The sequence below is a fragment of the Dactylosporangium sp. NPDC050588 genome, from assembly GCF_040654975.1.
Lineage (GTDB): Bacteria > Actinomycetota > Actinomycetes > Mycobacteriales > Micromonosporaceae > Dactylosporangium > Dactylosporangium maewongense.
Map to the genome: position 1 here is coordinate 138,750 of NZ_JBFAJA010000005.1, position 16,205 is coordinate 154,954.

13 protein-coding genes are annotated in these 16,205 nt (G+C 74.6%); 3 read left to right on the plus strand and 10 right to left on the minus strand.

From position 1 onward, the window contains the following. Positions 1–19: 19 nt before the first annotated feature. The 5 genes from AB0I21_RS04740 to AB0I21_RS04760 form a co-directional block, all read right to left on the minus strand. On the minus strand, positions 20–856 hold the full coding sequence (locus AB0I21_RS04740) for a hypothetical protein (protein WP_360559089.1): 837 nt from the start codon (positions 854–856) through the stop codon (positions 20–22). Continuing rightward, positions 849–1,349 carry a SigE family RNA polymerase sigma factor gene (locus AB0I21_RS04745; RefSeq protein ID WP_360559090.1) on the minus strand — a complete coding sequence of 167 codons (501 nt, stop codon included), beginning with the start codon at positions 1,347–1,349 and terminating at the stop codon, positions 849–851. The genes AB0I21_RS04740 and AB0I21_RS04745 overlap by 8 nt, the downstream gene beginning before the upstream one ends. 181 nt (positions 1,350–1,530) lie before the next feature. Next, a complete protein-coding gene (locus AB0I21_RS04750) occupies positions 1,531–4,857 on the minus strand; it encodes a LuxR C-terminal-related transcriptional regulator (protein ID WP_360559091.1) in 3,327 nt (1,108 codons plus the stop codon). Positions 4,858–5,573: 716 nt separating this feature from the next. Then, complete coding sequence (locus AB0I21_RS04755) at positions 5,574–7,073, minus strand: long-chain fatty acid--CoA ligase (RefSeq protein WP_360559092.1); 1,500 nt, start codon at positions 7,071–7,073, stop codon at positions 5,574–5,576. A gap of 73 nt (positions 7,074–7,146) precedes the next feature. Then, positions 7,147–8,319 carry an acyl-CoA dehydrogenase family protein gene (locus tag AB0I21_RS04760; RefSeq protein WP_360559093.1) on the minus strand — a complete coding sequence of 391 codons (1,173 nt, stop codon included), beginning with the start codon at positions 8,317–8,319 and terminating at the stop codon, positions 7,147–7,149. A gap of 47 nt (positions 8,320–8,366) precedes the next feature. On the opposite strand from AB0I21_RS04760, the gene AB0I21_RS04765 reads away from it, so the two are divergent. Next, positions 8,367–9,134, plus strand: coding sequence for an alpha/beta fold hydrolase (locus tag AB0I21_RS04765; protein WP_360559094.1), 768 nt, complete (start codon positions 8,367–8,369; stop codon positions 9,132–9,134). Here AB0I21_RS04765 and AB0I21_RS04770 read toward each other — a convergent pair. From AB0I21_RS04770 to AB0I21_RS04780, 3 genes are read right to left on the minus strand one after another with little or no spacing between them, the layout of a single operon-like run. Continuing rightward, positions 9,121–10,302 (minus strand): acyl-CoA dehydrogenase family protein, encoded by a 1,182-nt coding sequence (locus AB0I21_RS04770; protein WP_360559095.1) that lies wholly within the window; start codon positions 10,300–10,302, stop codon positions 9,121–9,123. The genes AB0I21_RS04765 and AB0I21_RS04770 overlap by 14 nt on opposite strands. Then, entirely contained in the window at positions 10,302–11,087 is a 786-nt protein-coding gene (locus tag AB0I21_RS04775) for an SDR family oxidoreductase (RefSeq protein WP_354891044.1), read from the minus strand. Before AB0I21_RS04775 ends, AB0I21_RS04770 begins: the two co-directional genes overlap by 1 nt. Further along, positions 11,084–11,848 carry an SDR family oxidoreductase gene (locus AB0I21_RS04780; protein WP_360559096.1) on the minus strand — a complete coding sequence of 255 codons (765 nt, stop codon included), beginning with the start codon at positions 11,846–11,848 and terminating at the stop codon, positions 11,084–11,086. The genes AB0I21_RS04775 and AB0I21_RS04780 overlap by 4 nt, the downstream gene beginning before the upstream one ends. A 249-nt stretch (positions 11,849–12,097) precedes the next feature. Between AB0I21_RS04780 and AB0I21_RS04785 the strand changes: the two genes are divergently transcribed. Together AB0I21_RS04785 and AB0I21_RS04790 are read left to right on the plus strand one after the other, a co-directional pair. After that, positions 12,098–13,039, plus strand: a complete 942-nt coding sequence (locus tag AB0I21_RS04785) for a S41 family peptidase (RefSeq protein ID WP_360559097.1) — start codon at positions 12,098–12,100, stop codon at positions 13,037–13,039. Between the two features lie 80 nt (positions 13,040–13,119). Continuing rightward, the gene (locus AB0I21_RS04790) at positions 13,120–13,773 is read left to right on the plus strand and encodes a hypothetical protein (protein ID WP_360559098.1); all 654 of its coding nucleotides are present in this window, start codon (positions 13,120–13,122) and stop codon (positions 13,771–13,773) included. Between the two features lie 114 nt (positions 13,774–13,887). Here the strand turns inward: AB0I21_RS04790 and AB0I21_RS04795 are convergent, their stop codons facing one another. Together AB0I21_RS04795 and AB0I21_RS04800 are read right to left on the minus strand one after the other, a co-directional pair. Beyond that, a complete protein-coding gene (locus tag AB0I21_RS04795) occupies positions 13,888–15,297 on the minus strand; it encodes a S28 family serine protease (RefSeq protein WP_360559099.1) in 1,410 nt (469 codons plus the stop codon). Between the two features lie 101 nt (positions 15,298–15,398). After that, positions 15,399–16,085, minus strand: a complete 687-nt coding sequence (locus AB0I21_RS04800; RefSeq protein WP_360559100.1) for a hypothetical protein — start codon at positions 16,083–16,085, stop codon at positions 15,399–15,401. Positions 16,086–16,205: the final 120 nt, after the last annotated feature.

Genomic DNA, 16,205 nt, shown 5'->3' on the forward strand with positions numbered 1-16,205 from the left:
CGGGGGCGGGGTCGCGGGGTCAGCAGACCGGGGTGCCGCCGCACATGCGCGCAGCCGCCTTGCGGGCGAGTGCTGCCGCCTGGTCGTGGTCGGCCGCGCGCGCGGAGATCTGCGACACCAGGTCGCCTTGCCGGACGACGATCAGCGCGACGGGCGTGTACCCCTCGCCGTACGTCACCTCGACCCGCAGCGCGTCCTGGCCGGCGAAGCGCTGGTCGGCGATCTTGATCGCCATGCCGTTGGAGGGCTTGCACGCCGGGATCTTCGTACGGAGCTCGTCGAGGTACCGGGCGGCGGTGCCGGGCCTGAACCGGGCCACGAACTGCGTTACGCCGGACGCGTTCGGGCCGGTGCCCTTGACCATCGTCCTCTCCCTGTGGTCGCCGAGGCCCGACATGCCGCTGCCGGTGCACTGCAGCGCGGAGAAGGCGTACTCGACGGTCCAGTCACCGCCGCCGGAGTCCTCCGTAGCGGCCCACTTGTAGCCGGTGCCGACGTCGGCGAGCTGCAGGAACAGGCCGTCGACGATTGCCGTCGGCTCGACGGCGGGCTGCGACGACGCGCTCGTCGAGGACGCGCCGGTCGACGGGGCGGCCGGCGTCGTCGGGGCCGGCTGCGACGGCGTCGCCGACGGTGCGGCGGTGGGCGAGATGCCGGGCTGGACGTGCTTCTGCGGGCCGCGGCCGGCGAGCGCCACCCCGCCGAGGACCATCACCACCGCGACCGTCGCGGCCGCGAGGGCCGCGGCCCGGGTCCGGCGGGTCCGGGTGCGGGCCCGGTCCCGCACGGTGCCGGTCGGCGCCCACGGGACGGCTTCGGTGTCGTCGAACAGTGTCTGGAACAGCGGGTCAGGCATTGGTGTAGTCCCCCGTCAGATCCGTGCCGAGCAGCCCGGCGAGCGTTTTCCGACCGCGGACGAGCCGCGTCTTGATCGTGTTGGCGGGCACGCCCGTGTGGGCGGCCACGTCCGCGACCGTCAGGTCCAGCAGGTGGTGCATGACGATCGCCTCGCGGTCCGCCGCCGGCAGCTGCCGCAGCGCGCGGACCAGCGCGACGGTGTTCTCGCTGGGCGGCTCCGCCTCCGCTCCGGTGCCGTGCCGGCGGTGGGCCGTCAGCGCGTTGCGGGCCTTGCGCCAGCGGCTGACGCACAGCCGGTAGCCGACGGTGCGGACCCACGCCTCCGGGTCGTCGTAGCCGCGGATCGTCGACCAGCGCTGCCACGCCCGGACGTACGCCTCCTGGGCGGCGTCCTGGGCCTCGTTGCGGTCGCCGCTCATCGCGTACAGAAATGTCATGACCCGTTGCCGGGTCCCCCGATAGAACTCTTCGAAGCCGTCTTCCTCGGCCAACCCCGTGCTCCCCTCCGGCGTCCACTTGAAGGCAACACCCGCCGGAGACCGGCACGGTTGACCCCCCGCGCCGTCAATTCTCGGACAGCGCAAACCCGGGCACGCACGTCGATGTGCGTACCCGGGCTGTCAGCCCATCCTGGTGCCCGCGGCACGGCCGGGCATCGGTGGAATCACCGGCCTACGAGACGACCTTGGCGAGCTCGGTGCGGGAGCGGACGCCGAGCCGGGTGAAGATGTTGCGCAGGTGGTGGTCGACGGTGCGCGGGCTCAGGAACAGCACCTCGGCGACCTCACGGTTGGTGGCGCCGCCCGCGACCAGCTCCGCGATGCGGGCCTGCTGCGCGGTGAGCGCCACCCGGGTGTCCTCCGGCGCCGCCGCGGCCACGTGGTCGCCGGCGGCCCGCAGCTCGGCGGCGGCACGCTGGGCCCACGGCACCGCGCCGAACTGCTCGAACGTCGCCAGGGCACGGCGCAGGTGCGCGCGGGCCGCGGCCGGGTGGCGGCGCCGGCGCAGCTCCTCGCCGTAGAGCAGCTCGGTGCGGGCCCGGGCGAACGGCGAGTCCCCCGCCAGGTGCAGCCGGATCGCCTCGCGGAAGCGGTCGTCGGCCTCGTCGTCGGTGTCCGCGAGCAGGGCGTGGCAGCGGGCCGAGAGGGCGAGCCAGGTGGGGTTCGCGGTGCTGGAGGCCCAGACGTCGTACGCGCGCAGGATCTCCCGCGCGGGGGCCCGGTCGCCGCAGCGGGCGACCGCCTCGATCAGCGTCGGCGTCGCGGGGATCTGCACGCCGAGGTGCCCGCGGCCGCCCGCGGTGCGCATGACGCCCCAGAGCCGGCCGGCGGCGTCGGCGTGCCGACCCTCCGCGACGTCGAGCAGCGCCGCGGCCCACACGCACATCGCCCGGGCCTGGCTGTCGACGTCGACGCCTGCCCTGGCCCGGCACCTGCGCGCCCACGCCTGGCTGGCGGGCCCGTCGCCGAGCATGCCGAGCACGACGGCGAGCATGCCGCGGCAGTTGTCGGCGACCGTGTCCTGACCGGTGGCGGCGGCGAGCCGCTGCCCCTCGGTCGCGGTCGCCACGGCGAGGTCCAGGTCGCCGAGCGCGAACGCGGCCGTCGCGGCGAGGTCGAGCGCGTGCGGCACGGTGACCCGGTCGCCGGCCCCGCCTGCGAGCCGGGCGGCGCGGACCGCGAGCCGGTACGCCTGCTGGTCCTCGCCGATCAGGATCCCTGCGCCGGCCGCGCGGACCAGGGTCGGCGGGTCGTCGACCGCGGCGGCCAGGTGCAGGACCCGCCGCATCGGCTCACCGGCCCGCGCCGGCTCACCGGCGAAGATCGCGGCCAGCCCGGTGAAGTGCTCGAAGAGCAGCACCGCGCCGGCCGGGTCGCCGGGCCTTCTCAGCCGCAGCGCCCGCTCGGCGAGCGCGCCGAACTGGTCGTGCCGCCCGGTCGCGAGCAGCGCCTCCCCGGCCAGCATGAGCGCCCCGAGGCTGCGCTGCCGGTCGCGCGCGATGAGCCGCCCCGCCGCGGCGATGAGGGTGTGCTGCTCCCCGCCGCTCGCCCCGGTGCGCAGGTCGATCTCTCCGAGCAGCAGCTCCCGCTCCGCGTGCAGGTGCTCCGGCACCGCGGGCCCGAACACCGACCGCAGCAGCATCCTCGCCTGGTGCGGCTCCCCGCCCCGCCACGCGAGCCTGGCCGCCGCCAGGGTCCGCTCGGCCGCGAGCACCGCCCCGCTGGTGAGCACCGCCGCATGCCGCAGCGCCGTGGCCGCGAGCGCCGGCGGGACTCCTTCAGCAGCGGCGGCGAGTGTACCGGCCAGCGCATCGTCAAACCCGTCGGCGACAGCGGCCCGGTGCAACGCGGCAGTCAGGACGCCGAGCGCCGCAGCGGCCGTGGAATCGGCCGGCGTCTCGGTGGGTGTGAGGACCGGCGCCACGACAGCCGCGGCGATGGGCGGCGCCGCAGCAGACAAGGAGTCGGACGGCGGCGCGACGGCCATGGAGTGCAACGGCGGCGCGGCGGACATGGCGGCGATGTGCGACGCGGCCGGACCAGCGACCAGCGGCGGCGCAGCAGACGTGGAATCAGATGGCGACGCGGTGGATGTGAGGACCGGCGTCGCGGCGGGCGGAGCCACCGCGGAAGCGGTGAGTGTGGCGGCAAGTGACGGCGCGGGCGGAGCGGCGACGGGTGGCGACGCAGGGGGCTCCGCGCCGGGCGGAGTCGCTGCGGATACGGAAGCCGTGGACGTGGCGGCAGGTGACGGCGCGAGCGGAGCGGCGATGGGTGGCAACGCAGGGGGCGCGGCGGCTGGAGGAGCCGCTGCGGAAGCGGTGAGCGTGGCGGCAGGTGACGGCGCAGGCGGAGCGGCGACGGGTGGCAACGCAGGGGGCGCGGCGGCTGGAGGAGCCGCTGCGGAAGCGGTGAACGTGGCGGCAAGTGAAGGCGCAGGCGGGGCGGCGACGGGTGGCGGAGCGGGGGGCTCCGCGCCGGGCGGAGCCACCGCGGATGTGGAACCGGTGGGCGTGGCGGCGGCTGAGGGTGTGGCGGCGGGTGGCGGAGCGGGGGGCTCCGCGGCGGGCGGAGCCACCGCGGATGTGGAACCGGTGGGCGTGGCGGGCGCGGCGGCGGGCCGAGCCACCGCGGATGTGGAAGCGATGGGCGTGGCGGCGGCTGAGGGTGTGGCGGCGGGTGGCGGCGTGGGGTGTGTGGGGGCGGGTGACGGACCGCTGGGGGTTGGGGCGGAGAGCGAGGCGGGAGTCAGGGCGGCGAGGCGGTGGTGGGCGGTGTGGCGGTCGGCGAGGGTGGCCTCGGCGTAGAGGACCTGGGCGAACAGGGGCGGCGCGAAGCGGATGAGGTCGGCGTCGATGTGGATGAGCTCGGCGTCTTCGGCGGGGGTGAGGTCGGCGGGGTGGTGGCCGGCGGCGAGCAGCGGGGCGACGGGGCAGGTGGGTGCACCGGCGGTGGGGTCCTGGGGGCCGGTGAGGGCTGCGGTGGCGGCCAGCAGCAGGGCGCGGCGGGTCGGCGCGGGCAGGGCGCGGAGCACGGCGCGGTACTCCCGGCGCAGCGGGCTGTCCCGGGGCAGCGTGGCGGGCGGGGCGGCCTCTCCGCGGCGCTGCTCGGCGGTGAGGGCGGCGGCCAGCTCGGTGAGGGCGCGGGGGTTGCCGGACGCCATCCCGGCCAGGACGCCCGCCACGTCGCCGGCGAGGTCGGGCAGGGCGGCGGTGAGCAGGTCGCGGCTGTCGCGCAGGTCCAGGGGTGCCGGCCGCCGGACCGGCAGGCCGGCGAGGGACGCCTCGGCGCCCGGGCACGCGGGGGTGTCGCGCAGCGCGAACAGGAACGCGATCCGGTCCCCGCCCGCCCGCCGGGCCGCCACCGCCAGGGCGTCCAGCGACGGCTTGTCCAGCCACTGCGCGTCGTCGATCCGGCACAGCACGGGCCCGCGCGCCTTCGCCGCCAGGGCCCGCAGCGCGGCCAGGGTCGCCATCCCCGCGGCGAGCTGGTCCGGCACCGCGCCGCCCTGCCGGCCCGCATCCCCGCGCCCCGAACCCGGCCCCGGACCCGAACCTGCCGCCGAACCCGGCCCCGAACCCGAAGCCAGCCCCGAAGCCGAACCCGAACCCGGCGCCGAAGCCGAAGCCGAACCCGGCGCCGAGCCCAGCCTCGAAGCCGAAGCCGAAGCGGAGCAAGGTCCCGAACCCGGCCTCGAAGCCGAAGCCGAAGCCGAGCACGAACCCGAAGCCGAACCCGAAGCGGAGCACGGTCCCGAACCCGACCTCGAACCCGGCGTGGAGCACGGTCCCGAACCCGGCTCCACACCTGGCGCGGAACCGGGCCGAACATCCGGCGCGGAACCCGAAGCGAAAGCCGGCACCGAACTCGAAGCGGAAGCCGGGCGGCAGCCCTCGCGCGACGGCGGATGCGGCGGGCGCCCGTCGAGCGGTGGCCGGTGGGACGGCGGGCAGCCGGCGAGCAGGCGGTGCAGGCCGGCGTACGGCAGCGCCGCCTCCGCCGGGCAGCCGGTCACCGCCAGCGCGACGGCGGCATCGTCAGGAGCGTCCGCGAGCAGGGCGGTCCTGCCGATGCCGGCCGGGCCGGCGACGACGAGGGCGCCGCCGTGCCCAGCGGCCGCGGCGGTCAGCAGGGCGGCGACGGCGGCACGGTCGGCGTCCCGGCCTCGCAACGAAACTTTCTGCACGGTCGATGCACTAACCATGCCAGCCAGTGTTACGCCTCGGTAACACCAATGGAAGAGGCAACGACGGCCTTGCGTAGTTCCCGTTTCAGGACCTTGTGGCTCGGGCCGAGCGGCAGCGACTCCACGAACCTGACCTGGCGCGGGTACTTGTGCCGGCCGAGACGCTCCTTCGACCAGGCGATGAGCTCGTCCCCCGACGGCGCGGAAGGCCCCGGCACGACCACCGCGCAGATCTCCTCACCGTGCACCGGGTCGGGCACGCCGATCACCGCCACCTGCGCGACCCCGGGATGGCGGGCCAGGACCTCCTCGACCTCCCGCGGGTACACGTTGAACCCGCCCCGGATCACGAGGTCCTTCTTGCGGTCGACGATCGTGACGAACCCGTCCTCGTCGACCGTGCCCAGGTCGCCGGTGCGGAACCAGCCGTCCACGACCGCCAGGGCGGTGTCCCCGGGCCGGTCCAGGTAGCCGGAGAAGACGTTGTGCCCGCGCACGACGAGCTCGCCAAGCGCTCCGGGCGGCAGCAGCTCGATCCGCTCGTCGACGGCGGCGTCGGCGACCTGGACCTCCACACCCCAGACCGCGTGGCCGACGGTGCCGGCCCGCGTGCCGAAGTGCGGCTGGTTGGTGGTGGCGGTCGGTGAGGTCTCCGACAGCCCGTACCCCTCGAAGATCGACGTCGAGAAGGCCGCGTTGAACCGCTCCAGCACCGCGACCGGCAGCGACGCGCCGCCGGAGATGCACAGCCGCAGCCGCGGCAGGTCGGCCCGTCCCGCGGCGGCGTCGAGCAGCGCCAGGTACATGGTCGGCACGCCATGGAACACGTCCACGCCCTCGGCCACCATGAGGTCGAGGGCCGCCGGGCCCGTGAAGCGGGCCAGCATGACGAGGGTGGCGCCGAGGCGGAAGGTGCCGTTCATGCCGACGGTCTGCCCGAACGTGTGGAACAGCGGCAGGCACCCGAGCACCACGTCGGAGTGGCGGGCGTCATTGGCGTCGAAGACGTTGACGGTCGCGTTCATGACGAGGTTCAGGTGGGACAGCACGGCGCCCTTCGGCTGTCCCGTGGTGCCGCTGGTGTACAGCACGACCGCCGGGTCCGACGGGTCCCGCGACGCGTAGGAGCGCAGCGGCTCGGCGTCCAGGAGCGACGAGGGCGCCACGACCGGGATGTCGAAGTCCCCGGCGGCGACGGCCGGGTGCGCGACGAGCAGCCGCGCGCCGCTGTCCCGCAGCGTGTACGCCACCTCCGCGGGCGTCAGCAGCAGGTGCACCGGCACGACGACGGCGCCGAGGGCGAGGATGCCGTAGTACGCCCGCGGGAAGTCCACCGTGTTCGGGCACTGCAGCGCCACCCGGTCGCCGGGCCGCACCCCGAGGTCCCGCAGGGCACCCGCCACCGTGAGCGCCTCGCGCCACAGCTGCGCATACGTGACCCGGAGGTCCCCGTCCACGACGGCCGTGCGCCGCGGGTACCGGCGAGAAGACTCGGCAAGGATCGCCGCGACCGACAGCGTTGCGGTCATTCCGCCGCCTCCGGCGTCGGCCTGACCCGACACTGCATCCATGATGAGCGGCCCGAGCCGCTCCGCTGGCCGCTCATGCGAGGTGCCCGCCGATCTGGGTGTAGCCGCGCAGCAGGTCCCGCGCGATGATCATGCGCTGCATCTCGTCGGTGCCCTCGAAGATGCGCAGGAGCCGCACGGAGCGGTACCAGCGCTCGATCGGCAGCTCGCGGGTGTACCCCATGCCGCCGTGGATCTGCATGACCCGGTCGACGACGTTGTTGACCATGTTCGCGCCGTACAGCTTGGCCATCGACGACGTGTGGCGCGGGTCGATCCCCTGGTCGACGGTCCACGCGGCGCGGAGCACGAGCCAGCGGGCCGCCTCCAGCTCGACCTCCGAGTCCGCGATCATCCACTGGATCGCCTGGTTCTGCCCGATCGGCCGGCCGAAGGTGTGGCGGGTGTTGGCGTGCTCGATCGCCATGCGCAGCGCGCGTTCGGCGATGCCGAGGGCGTGCGAGGGGATGATGTAGCGACCCTTGCCGATCCAGCGCATCGCGAGGTCGAAGCCCTGCCCGATCTCGCCGAGCACGTTGCGGCCGGGCACGCGGACGTCGTCGAAGACCAGCGACGCCGGCCCGCCCTCGCCCATCGTCTGGATGAACTCGGAGCGCCAGCCCATCGCCCGGTCGACGAGGAACGCGGTCGCGCCGCCCTTGCGGACGTCCTTGTCGCGGTCGGTGACGGCGATGACGATCGTGAAGTCGGCGTCGTTGCCGTTGGTGATGAACGTCTTCTCGCCGTTGAGCACCCAGTCGTCGCCGTCGCGGCGGGCGGTGAACCTGATGTTCGCCGCGTCGGAGCCCGCGCCGGGCTCGGTGATCGCGAAGCAGGAGATCCGCTCGCCCTCGATGGTCGGCACGAGGTACTCGCGGCGCTGCTCGTCGTTGGCGAAGTACAGGATGTTGTCGGCCTCGCCGCCGAAGCGGAACGGCACGAACGACCGGCCGACCTCGGTCCAGACGAGCGACTGCAGCACCGCCGGCAGGTCCATCCCGCCGTGCTCCTGCGGCGTCGACAGCCCCCAGAACCCGAACTGCTTCGCCTTGAGCTGCAGCTCGCGCAGCTCGCTGCGGTCCAGGCCGGTCCGGTGCTCGCGCTCGCGGCGCAGCACCTCCTGCTCGAGGGGCTCGATCTCCTTGCGGATGAAGGTCCGGGCGGTGTCCCGGACCGCCTTCTCCTCGTCGCTGAGCGAGAAATCCATCGCTTTCCTCTCCTATTTGCACTTCGAGTGCACTAATCTTCGCCGACATGGAGCGGTTCACTTCGTTTGACGGCACCGGCATCGCCTACCAGGTGTGGGGCGAGCCTTCCGAGGCGCCACCCGTGGTGCTGCACCACGGTTTCGTGGTCGACGCCACCACCAACTTCGCCGTCCCCGGCGTCGTCGGCGCGCTGGTCGCGGCCGGCCGGCGGGTCGTCGCACCCGACGCGCGCGGGCACGGCGCCTCCGACAAGCCGCACGACCCGGCCCGGTACGGCGAGCCCGCCATGGCCCGCGACCTCGGCTGCCTGCTCGACACCCTCGGCCTCGGCACGGTGGACCTGGTCGGGTACTCGATGGGCGCGGTCGTGTCGGCCATCTTCGCCGCCGGCAACGGCCCGCGGGTGCGGCGGCTGGTGCTGTCCGGGGTCGGCGCGGGGGTCGTCGAGCTCGGCGGCCTCGACACCCGGGTCATGCCGCCGGCCGAGGTCGCCGCGGTGCTGCTCACGTCGTCGCCGGCGGCGGTCGAGGCGTCCCCGGCCGCCGCGTTCCGCATGCTCGCCGACGCGGTCGGCGCGGACCGGGCCGCCCTCGCCGCGCAGGTCCACGCCGCGCACCGCACGCCGATCGCGCTCGACCGGATCACCGCGCCGACGCTCGTCCTGGTCGGGCAGGACGACGTCCTCGCCGCGCGCCCCGAGGTGCTCGCCGCCGCGATCCCCGACGCTCGCTGGAAGGCGGTGAGCGGCGACCACATGACGGCGCTGCGGTCCCCCGCGTACGCGCCGGCCCTCGTCGACTTCATCGCGAGCTGACCCACCGGCGCAGCTCGCGGCGGGCGAGCGAGCGCCGGTGCACCTCGTCGGGCCCGTCGGCGATGCGGATCGTGCGGGCCTTCGCCCACAGCCCGGCGAGCGGCGTGTCCTGGCTGACGCCGGCCGCGCCGTGCGCCTGGACCGCCTTGTCCACGATCCATTCCACAGTGGACGGCACCGCGATCTTGATGGCCTGGATCTCGGTGTGGGCGCCCTGGTTGCCGACGCGGTCCATCAGCCACGCGGTCTTGAGCACCAGCAGCCGGGCCTGCTCGATGCGGACCCGCGACTCCGCGATCCAGTCCCGCACGACGCCCTGCTCCGCGAGCGGCCGACCGAACGCGACCCGGGCCGTGACCCGCCGGCACATGAGCTCCAGGGCGCGTTCGGCCATGCCGATGAGGCGCATGCAGTGGTGGATGCGGCCCGGGCCGAGGCGCGCCTGGGCGATCGCGAAGCCGTCGCCCTCGCCGCCGATCAGATGGCCGGCGGGGACCCGTACACCGGCGAAATCGATCTCGGCGTGACCGCCGTGGTCACCGTCGTCGTAGCCGAAGGTGCGCAGGCCGCGGCGGATGACGACGCCGGGGGTGTCGCGCGGCACCAGGATCATGCTCTGCTGCCGGTGCCGGTCGGCCGCCGGATCCGACTTGCCCATCACGATCAGCAGCTCGCAGTGCGGGCTCATGGCGCCGGTGGCGAACCACTTCCGGCCGTTGACGACGTACGAGTCGCCGTCGCGCTCGATGCGGGTGGCGATGTTCGTGGCGTCGGAGGAGGCGACGTCGGGCTCCGTCATGCAGAACGCGGACCGGATCCGGGCATCCAACAACGGTTTCAGCCACCGGTCGCGCTGCTCCCCCGTGCCGAACCCGGCGAGGAGCTCCATGTTGCCCGTGTCGGGGGCGGCGCAGTTGAGGGCGGCGGGGGCCAGCGACGGGCTGCGACCCATGATCTCGGCGAGGGGCGCGTACTGCAGGTTCGTCAGCCCTGGGCCGTGCTCGCCGGTCAGGAACAGGTTCCACAGCCCGCGCCGGCGGGCCTCCAGCCGCAGTTCGTCGAGGGCCTCCGCGTGCGGCCGCGCCTCCGCCGGGTACACGTGCTCGTCCATGAACGCCAGGAGCCGCTCGCGGTAGCCCTGCGTCACGGCGTCGAATTCGAAGTCCATCACAGCCTGCCCTGGTCGATCTTCTGCTGGAGCCGGTTCATGCCGTTGAGCCACCGGTCGGGGTCCTCGGCGCGACGGGCGTAGTACGTAGCCACCTCGGGGTGCGGCAGGATCAGGAACTCCTCGCCCGCGAGCCCCTCGACGACCCGGTCCGCGACCTGCTCCGGGGTGAGCGCCGACCGGTCCAGCAGGCCGCGGCTGGGGCCCTCGCCGCGGGCCAGCATCGGCGTCTTCACCCCTTGCGGGCACAGCGCCTGCACGACGATGCCGCGGTGGGCGTACGTGACGCGCAGCCACTCCGCGTAGGCGAACGCGGCGTGTTTGGTGACCGCGTACGGCGCCTTGCCCAGCAGCGTCAGCATTCCCGCCGCGGACACGGTGGCGAGGAGCCGGCCGCGGCCCTTGGCGAGCCAGCGCGGCAGCAGCGCCCGGGAGGCGTACACGTGCGCCATCACGTTCACCTGCCAGGCCTGCTGCCAGGCGGCGTCGGGGGCGGTCGCGTCGCCGCCGGGGGCGACGCCGGCGTTGGCGCAGAACAGGTCGAGGGCGCCGAGCTTGTCCCAGGCGAAGTCGACGAGCCGGTCGACCTCGTCGGGGTCGGCGACGTCGCCGGAGAACGCGAGGCCGTCGATCTCGTACGCGACGCGGCGGGCGGCGCCGGCGTCGAGGTCGTTGACGACGATCTGCGCGCCGAGGCCGGCGAGCCGGCGGGCGAGGGCCGCGCCGATCCCGGACCCTCCCCCGGTGATGACGACTGCGGCACCGTTGAGCTGCAGCCCGCTCATCCGGCCCGCCTCGCCAGGGTGACGCCGCCGTCGACGACGAGGGTCTGGCCGGTGACCCAGCTCGCCTCGTCGGAGGCCAGGAACGCCACGGCACCCGCCACGTCGTCCGGCACGCCGAGCCTGCGCATCGGGTACAGCGCGGCGACGTCCTCCTCGCGCCCCTCGTACAGCGCGGCGGCGAAGCGCGTCTTCACCACCGCCGGCGCGACCGCGTTGACCCGCACCGCCGGCGCCAGCTCGGCGGCCAGGCACGACGTCAGGTGGTTGAGCGCCGCCTTGGTGACGCCGTAGAACGCGATCCCGGCCGGCGGGTGGATCGCCGACACCGACGACACGTTCACGACCGCCCCACCCCGCGGCGGCGGCTTGCGGAACACCTCCTGCACCCAGCCGAGCGCGCTGACCACGTTGACCTCGAAGATCTTGCGGGCGGCGGCCAGGTCGAGCTCCAGCAGCGACCCGTGGACGGGGTTGATCCCGGTGTTGTTGACGAGGATGTCCGGCGGCCCGAACAGGTCCGCGACGCGCCGGACCGTCTCGGCGCGGTGCTCCGGGTCGTCGGCGCGGCCCGCCACGGCGACCGCGTTGACCGGCCCGCCGAGCGCGCCGACCGCCTCCTCCAGGGCGTCCGGCTTGCGGGCGGTGATGCAGACCTTGGCGCCTTCCGCCACGAACCGCCGGGCGATGCCGAAGCCGATGCCCCGGCTCGCGCCGGTCACGACGGCGACCCTTCCGGCCAGCCGCCCTTCCTGAGCGCTCATGCCCCTCCTTCAATCCGCCGGAGTATTTGCACTTGGAGTGTATGTTTTTCGCCGCCCCCGTCAACCGGCAAGCCACCCGCGAGGCGCCCCGCTATGCTGTGGGCCCGTAGCCGTACGAAGGAGGTGACGCCATGGAGCGCAGCTGTGACCGCCCGGGCGTCACCGTCCGCCGCTGAGCCCTGCTCGCGGCGCCACGCACGCCTGGGTCACCTGACCACCAGTGACCTGAGTGCGAAAGGCATCCACCCAATGCAACTGCTCAACGACTTGCTCGACCTCGTCCGGCGGCACTACATCTTCCCGGCCGTCGCCGCCGAGGTCGCCACCGCGATCGAGACCCGCGCCGCGGCAGGCGAGTTCGCCGGCCTCGACGACGACGCCCTGGCCGCGCGCGTCACCGAGTGCTTCCACGCGGTCAGCGGCGACAAGCACCTGCGGCTGCTCGTCCGCTCCCCCGACCACCGCGCCGCGACCACCCCGGAGGAGGCCGAGACCGCCTGGCTGGAGGCGCAGCGGCTCGCCGCACACCACATCGCCGCCGTGCAGCGGCTCGACGGCAACGTCGGCTACATCGACCTGCGCGGCGTCGCGTCACCGGGCACCGCCGGCGCCGCGATCAGCGCCGCGATGGAGCTCGTCGCCCACACCGGCGCCCTCGTCTTCGACCTGCGCCGCAACAAGGGCGGCGACCCCGAAGGCGTCCAGCTGTGGCTCAGCTACCTGTTCCCCGACTCCGACACGCACCTCAACGACATCTACGACGGCGGCACGGCCCGCACCCGCCAGTTCTGGACCCTCGCGTACGTGCCGGGCAGCCGCTACCTCGACCGGCCCGTCTACGTGCTGACCAGTGCCTTCACCTTCTCCGGCGGGGAGGAGTTCGCCTACGACCTCAAGGCACTGGGCCGGGCCACGCTCATCGGCGAGGTGACCCGGGGCGGCGCGCACCCGACCGAGCGCTTCCCCGTCTCGCCGACGCTGGAGGTCGCGGTGCCCAACGCCCGCTCGGTCAACCCGGTCACCGGCACCAACTGGGAAGGCACCGGCGTCGTCCCCGACATCCCGGTCGCGGCCGGCGACGCGCTCACCGTCGCGCACCGCAAGGCCCTCGAGCACATCCTGACCACGTCGACATCGCACGCCGTGCTCACCGAGGCACGGGAAGCCCTCGCTTTCTCATCCAACTCTTAAGGTCGCGGACCGGCGCTCTTAGGTGCGGGGCCGATGCTGGCAGCGTCGGCCCCACACCGCCCCGCACCGGAGGACCACTGATGAGCGACACGAAACCACTCCCGGACGACCCGGACCGGCCCGCCGCCGACCCGACCCGGGACGCCCCGACGGTGAGCACCCCCGCCCACAGCGACCCAGCCGTCGCGCCCGCTGCCACCCCGGCCGCCGCCGCCCCGGCCGCCGCCGCCCCAGCCGCCGCCGCCCCAGCCGCCGCTGCCCCGGCCGCCGCTGGCGCTTCCCCGGCCGCCGCCACGCCCGACCCCGCGCCGGGCGAGCCGGTCTGGGCGGCGGAGCCGCCGCCCGCGGCCCATCCGGCACCCGCGGCCCCGCTCCGGACCCACCCGGCGGGCAGCCGTTGGCGGAGGTCCCGCGTCCCGGTGCTGGTCGGCGCCGCCGGCCTGGTGCTCGGCTGCTGCCTGGGCGGGGGCATCGTCGCCGCCGGCGTGGCGGTCTTCGGCGACGGCCACCGCGGCGACGACCGGATCAAGATCGACCGCAACGACAACGGATTCCGCCCCGGCGGCCGCGAAGGCAACGGCCGCGGGGTCCGTCCCGGGCAGAACCCCGGACAGAACCCGGGCCAGAACCCGGGACAGGGTCCCGGCCAGGGCGGCAACCGCCGACCCGGCCCACCGGCCGCCTCCACCGCCCCGACCCCCACGACCGCCGTCCCCGCCCCGTCCGCTTCCTGACCCGGACGGGACAGCCACCGCGGCGACCGCCGGCCGGCTTCCAGACGTGGAGAAGCCCGGCGCACGCCGCCGCTCGGATGAGCCCGCCCCGTCACGGGGCGGGCTCACGGTCTCCTAGCGGAGGTTGAACCGCCGGTCCAGGGCCGGGTCGCGGTCGTCGAGGGAGGGGATGTAGGACGGGGCCGCCGGGGCGAGCGCCGCCGGGGCGGGCACCCCCGCCCAGCGCTGCACGGCCGCCGTCGCGGTCGCGGACTCCGCCGGGGTGAGGCGGCTGATGTTCGAGCCGTGGTTGTAGCCGGCCGCCGTGTAGGACAGCGAGTCCCTCGTGCCCGGCCCGAGGCGGAAGGGCTCCGCGCCCCAGGGGTCGTTCTGGCCGTACACGAACAGCAGCCGCTTCCCGAAGAGCTTCACCCACACGTCGATGTCGACCATCGTCAGGGGCTGGAAGTGCGGCACGATGTCGCGCGGGATGTAGGACTGGGCCCGGTCCTGGCCCCGGTAGTGCTGCAGGCCTGCGAGGTGCGGCAGCGACACGTCCGGGTAGCCCAGCTGGTAGGCCGCCTGGAAGTAGTACGGGACGTAGGGGTTCACGCCCTGGTCGGTGTTGGAGTCGATGCCGTAGATGGCGTCCAGCCACGCCCAGATGTCGTCGCTGGACGCGGTCGGCGCCGGCACGTCGACGCAGTCGCTCTCCAGGCTGTACTGCCAGAAGGCCCAGGTCGTGCCGTTCACCATGAACTCGAACGCCCTGTCGGCGCTGCCGACGACCGTGAACGTGCGGGCGTTGTCCGCGGCCCACGCCTCGTAGCGGGCGACGAGCTCCGCCCGGCGGCGCAGCGCCTCGACCTGCACGGCGTCGAGCGCGGCCCGGCACTGCGCGGTGCCCACCTTGGTGAAGAACCGGTCGTACGCCGAGTCCTCGGCGTTGTTGACGTCCTGCGGCGCGACGTAGGCGACGGTGCCGTCGACGTCACCGGGGTAGAAGCGGCGGTGGTAGATCGAGGTCATGCCGCCCTTGCTGGCGCCCGTCGAGATCCACTTCTGCGAGTAGATCGGCTTGAGCGCGGCGACGATGCGGTGGTGGTCGGTGGCGGCCTGCCAGATCGTGAGCTTCGACCAGTCCGCCGGGTCGGGCCGCGACGGGGTGAAGTACCGCTGCTCGACGGAGATCTGGTTGCCGTCGACGAGCCGGGTGGGCTCGGAGCGGAACGCGTACCCCGGGACGTTGTAGCCGGTCGTGTGCAGCACCGTCGGCCGGTCGGTGCCCCTGTGCAGGAGCGTGAACCGCTGCTGGAACGTCCCCGCCGAAGGCCGCAGGTGGTCGACCGGCTGGGTGATGCTCAGGACGAAGAACCGGTACGGCGCGGCGACCGGCTGCTCCTCCAGCACGGTCACGCCCGGGGCCGCCTCGAGTTGGTCGCGGATGTCGGTCGCGGCCGCCGCGGGGCTCCCGGCCACCACCGCCCCGACCAGCCCGAGCAGCGGCACTGCCATCGACACCAGCACACGCCTGAAGCGTGTCATCGCGCCCTCCCATCGACGATTTCGAGTACGTCGATGCACGCTATCGAGGGTCCGCCGCCTTCCGGCCCTCGTCCTGGCCCTTGACCTGCGGTCCGGTGGCGTCAGATGCCGGCCGAGGAGCGGTCGCGCAGGCCGTGGCGGGCGGCGACCGGGTTCCACACCGCGAGGAACCGCGCCTTCGCGTCGCCGGCCAGCCTCGACTGGCGCTGCGCCTCCCGGTAGTCGGCCCGGCCGCTCCCGCCGCAGCCGCCCGCCTGGACGGCCTGGCCCCACAGGACGAAGCCGCGATCGGCGGCGAGGGAGTGTCGCAGCGCGTCGGTGAGCAGGCCGCGGAGCTGCTCGCCCTCGGGGAGCGCGGACAGGTCGGCCGCGGCCACGGCGTCCAGCTGGGCCTGCCGCTCGGTGCCGACGGCGCGCAGGTCGGCGACCGCCTGCTCGACGGCGGTGCAGTCGTCGACCCGGGCGATGGCGGCGTTGAGCTTGGTCCTGCTGGCGACGCTGGCGTCGAGCACCGCGTCGACGGCGGCAGCCTGGGCCCGCGGGTCGCCGGGCACCGCGCCCGGCGCTGCGACCTGCGTCGGCTGACCCGGGCCCGCCGGCTGCCCGCTCGACGGCCCGGTTGACTGGCTGGTTGACTGGCTGGTTGACTGCCTGGGGATCTTCGGCCAGGCCGCGCCGGCGGTCGATCCGGCGGACGCGGGGGTGAAGCGGGTCCCGCCGGTCATCCGTACGACGGCGATGACGGCGCCGGCGAGCACCAGCACCGCGACGATCACAGTCAGCGGCACGCCGGCGCGGGACCGCTGCGGCGCCGCGTAGAGCCCGCGCGGCGGGCCCGGCGCCGGGGACAGCGAGACGGGCGGCCCGGAGACCGGCCGACCCGGCGCCGGTCGCCCCGAGATCGACAC